This is a genomic window from uncultured Streptococcus sp. (genome assembly GCF_915066115.1).
Taxonomy (GTDB): domain Bacteria; phylum Bacillota; class Bacilli; order Lactobacillales; family Streptococcaceae; genus Streptococcus.
In genome coordinates, this window is record NZ_CAJZDT010000142.1 from 1 (window position 1) to 4251 (window position 4251).

General features: G+C 41.5%; 4 protein-coding genes. 3 read left to right on the plus strand and 1 reads right to left on the minus strand.

The features are described 5' to 3' along the window. Positions 1 to 111: 111 nt before the first annotated feature. Entirely contained in the window at positions 112 to 1674 is a 1563-nt protein-coding gene (gene guaA, locus QZ565_RS08410; protein WP_000065712.1) for a glutamine-hydrolyzing GMP synthase, read from the minus strand. Between the two features lie 141 nt (positions 1675 to 1815). On the opposite strand from guaA, the gene QZ565_RS08415 reads away from it, so the two are divergent. The 3 genes from QZ565_RS08415 to QZ565_RS08425 form a co-directional block, all read left to right on the plus strand. Continuing rightward, positions 1816 to 2514, plus strand: coding sequence for a GntR family transcriptional regulator (locus QZ565_RS08415; protein ID WP_295528161.1), 699 nt, complete (start codon positions 1816 to 1818; stop codon positions 2512 to 2514). Positions 2515 to 2651: 137 nt separating this feature from the next. After that, positions 2652 to 3938 carry a U32 family peptidase gene (locus QZ565_RS08420; protein ID WP_020901474.1) on the plus strand — a complete coding sequence of 429 codons (1287 nt, stop codon included), beginning with the start codon at positions 2652 to 2654 and terminating at the stop codon, positions 3936 to 3938. A 14-nt stretch (positions 3939 to 3952) separates the two neighbouring features. After that, the coding region (locus tag QZ565_RS08425) for a CHY zinc finger protein (protein ID WP_295528167.1) at positions 3953 to 4251 on the plus strand (299 nt) is incomplete at its 3' end.

The following is a 4251-nucleotide window of genomic DNA, read 5'->3' on the forward strand; positions in this document are numbered from 1 at the left end:
TTTCGAGGGGATTTAGGGGGGAATCAAACGAAGATACACCCTTTTTAGACTATTTTGTTCCTGCTAAACTGCTGTAGAATCGCTATTTTAAAGGTAAATCAAGCCTCTCCATTACTCCCACTCAACTGTTGCTGGTGGTTTACTTGTAATATCGTAGACGATACGGTTAACGTGGTCCACTTCGTTTACGATACGTACAGAAATCTTTTGAAGAACTTCCCAAGGAATCTTTGCAAAGTCAGCTGTCATACCATCGATAGAAGTGATCGCACGAATTGCAATCGTGTAGTCATAAGTGCGACCGTCACCCATAACACCAACTGAACGAACGCCTGTGTTCACTGTGAAGTATTGCCAGATATCACGGTCAAGACCTGCTTTAGCAATTTCTTCACGAAGAATAGCGTCTGACTCACGAACGGTTTCTAGTTTCTCTTCAGTGATTTCACCCATGACACGGATAGCAAGTCCTGGTCCTGGGAATGGTTGGCGCCATACAATATGGTCTGGCATACCAAGCTCTGTACCAAGAGCACGAACTTCGTCTTTATAGAGAGTGTTGAGTGGTTCAATCAATTCAAACTGCATGTCTTCTGGAAGACCACCCACGTTGTGGTGTGACTTGATAGTTTGAGCTGTATCCGTACCAGACTCGATAACGTCTGTATATAAAGTACCTTGAGCAAGGAATTTCACATCTTTGAGCTTGCTTGCTTCGTCATCGAATACATAGACAAACTCATTACCGATAATTTTACGTTTTTGTTCAGGGTCAGAAACGCCAGCAAGTTTGTCAAGGAAACGTTTAGCAGCGTCTGCTTTGACGATATTCAAACCAAACTTACCACCAAGCATGTCCATAACTTGGTCCGCTTCTCCTTTACGAAGAAGACCGTGGTCCACGAAGATACAGATCAATTGATCACCAATAGCCTTTTGGAGAAGAACCCCAACTACAGATGAATCAACCCCACCTGATAGACCAAGAAGGACACGTTTATCACCGACTGTTTCACGGATTTTTTGGATCTGCATGTCAATGAAGTTATCCATTGACCAGTCGCCTTTAGCCTTACAGATGTTAAGAGCAAAGTTACGAAGGATATCATTTCCGTATACAGAATGACGAACTTCTGGGTGGAATTGGATACCGTAAATGTGTTTATCTGGATTTTCGATGGCTGCGTATGGGCAGTCAGCTGATGTTCCAGTACGAACAAAGTCAGCAGGAATCTCAGTAACCGCATCACCATGGCTCATCAGAACAGTCTGTTCATCAGGTGTTGATTCAAAAAGAGCTGATGGTGTATGAGTTAGAGTTGATTGACCGTATTCACGATTTCCAGCATCACCTGCAGGAACAACTTTTCCTCCAAGTTTATGTGTCAACAACTGCATACCGTAACAGATTCCCAAAATTGGAATTCCAAGTTCGAAGATTTCTGGGTCAATATCAAATGAACCATCTTCGTATACAGAGTTTGGACCACCTGATAGGATAATTCCTACAGGATTGATTTCACGAACTTCAGCAGCTGAAATTTTATGGCTTTTTAGTTCTGAAAAAACACCAATCTCACGGATACGGCGTGAAATCAGCTGGTTGTATTGGCTACCATAGTCCAATACGATGATTTTTTCTACATCTTGCAAATCAGTTGAAATGTTGCTCATCTTTTTCCTTTCTCAAAAGAAATATCTTTTTTCAATATTCTATCACAAATAAGGGCGAATTACCAACTAAACAAGGCGAAGTTTGACTTTTTCTAGTTTATTGGGGTACAATAGAGAAAAGATAGAAATGAAGTGAAAAATATGCTACCCGCTTATATGAAAATCCATGATCAGATTAAAAAGGATATTGACGAACACCGTTGGGCAATTGGTGAGAGACTTCCTAGTGAACGAGACTTAGCAGAGCAGTTTGCGGTCAGTCGCATGACCCTCCGCCAAGCCGTATCTCTATTAGTCGAAGAAGGCGTCTTAGAGCGCCGCGTAGGAAGTGGCACCTTTGTTTCTAGTACTCGGGTACAAGAAAAGATGCGAGGAACAACAAGTTTTACTGAAATTGTTAAGTCCCAAGGTAAAGTACCCTCTAGCCAGCTCATTTCCTACAGAAAAACCATTCCCAATGAGCAGGAAGTTGCAAAGTTAGGAATTTCTCCAATGGAGAATATTATCCGAATGGAACGGGTCCGCTATGCCGACCAAGTTCCTCTAGTTTATGAAGTTGCTTCTATTCCTGAAAAATTCATTAAGGACTTTAAAAAAGAAGAAATCACCAGTCATTTCTTCCAAACCTGGCAAAAACATGGCTACCGTATTGGCAAATCACAGCAGACTATCTATGCTCGCCTTGCTAAGGAAAAAATTGCCCACTATTTGGAAGTTGAAAAAGGACATGCTATTCTTGGTCTGACTCAGATTTCTTACCTAGAAGATGGTACTGCATTTGAATACGTAAAAAGTCAGTATGTAGGCGAACGCTTTGAATTTTATCTTGAGAATAACTAGTCTAGAAAGGCTAGTTTTTTGATTTCCTAAAAGATTAGAATTGTCAAAACAATCTGTCTAGGCTTGATTTTATCGCTTATTTACTATAAAATGAGAAGGAAAAACGTCAAACTTTTATATTGCAAATAGGAGAAAACATGACAAAAACATTAAAACGTCCTGAGGTTTTATCACCTGCAGGGACTTTAGAGAAGCTAAAAGTAGCTGTTCAGTATGGAGCAGATGCTGTCTTTATCGGTGGTCAAGCCTATGGTCTTCGTAGCCGTGCCGGAAACTTTACCTTTGAACAGATGGAAGAAGGTGTCCAGTTTGCGGCCAAGTATGGTGCTAAGGTTTATGTGGCTGCCAACATGGTTATGCACGAAGGAAATGAAGAAGGGGCTGGTGAGTGGTTCCGTAAACTGCGTGATATCGGGATTGCAGCAGTTATCGTATCTGACCCAGCCTTGATTATGATTGCGGCGACTGAAGCACCGGGTCTTGAAATTCACCTCTCTACTCAAGCCAGTGCGACTAATTATGAAACACTTGAGTTCTGGAAAGAACTAGGTTTAACTCGTGTTGTTTTGGCGCGTGAGGTTTCAATGGAAGAATTGGCAGAAATTCGCAAACGTACAGACGTTGAGATTGAAGCATTTGTCCATGGAGCCATGTGTATTTCATACTCTGGTCGTTGTACTCTTTCAAACCACATGAGTATGCGTGATGCCAACCGTGGTGGATGTTCTCAGTCTTGTCGTTGGAAGTACGACCTTTACGATATGCCATTTGGGAAAGAACGAAAGAGCTTGAAAGGTGAGATTCCAGAAGAATTTTCTATGTCAGCCGTTGACATGTCTATGATTGACCATATCCCGGATATGATTGAAAATGGTGTGGACAGTCTAAAAATCGAAGGACGTATGAAGTCTATTCACTATGTTTCAACTGTGACTAACTGCTATAAGGCAGCTGTTGATGCATATCTTGAAAGTCCTGAAAAGTTTGAAGCTATCAAACAAGACTTGGTGGATGAGATGTGGAAGGTTGCCCAACGTGAATTAGCAACAGGTTTCTACTATGGTACACCATCTGAAAATGAGCAGTTGTTTGGTGCTCGTCGTAAAATTCCTGAGTACAAGTTTGTTGCTGAAGTGGTTTCTTATGATGAAGCGACACAAACAGCGACCATTCGTCAACGGAACGTCATTAACGAAGGCGATCAAGTTGAGTTTTATGGTCCAGGTTTTCGTCATTTCGAAACTTATATCGAAGATTTGCACGATGCCAAAGGCAATAAAATCGACCGCGCTCCTAATCCAATGGAACTCTTGACTATCAAGGTTCCACAACCTGTTCAAGCTGGAGACATGGTTCGAGCTCTCAAAGAAGGTCTTATCAATCTCTATAAGGAAGACGGGACAAGTGTTACAGTTCGTGCCTAGATAAGGAAAAGGGAATGATTCAAGCACAAGGTTTATTGGTAGATGATGAAAGCAGATGTGTTCATTATCATAGTGAAAAGGATGTTGTTGCACTCCAGTGTTATGAATGCAAGAAATACTACGCATGTTATCAGTGTCACAATGCGATGGAGACACATGTATTTTCTCCCTACCCCTTAGCGCTTTCTGAGGATCGACCGATTTTATGTGGGGCTTGTATGAGGACAATAACATTTCAAGAATATCAAAAGCAGATAGCCTGCCCTTATTGTAGCGCTCCATTTAATCCAGGTTGTAAACAACACTATTCCCA

Coding starts and splice junctions, on each gene's coding strand:
- guaA (WP_000065712.1), bottom strand. CDS start 1,674: ATGAGCAACATTTCAACTGATTTGCAAGATGTAGAAAAAATCATCGTA.
- QZ565_RS08420 (WP_020901474.1), top strand. CDS start 2,652: ATGACAAAAACATTAAAACGTCCTGAGGTTTTATCACCTGCAGGGACT.
- QZ565_RS08415 (WP_295528161.1), top strand. CDS start 1,816: ATGCTACCCGCTTATATGAAAATCCATGATCAGATTAAAAAGGATATT.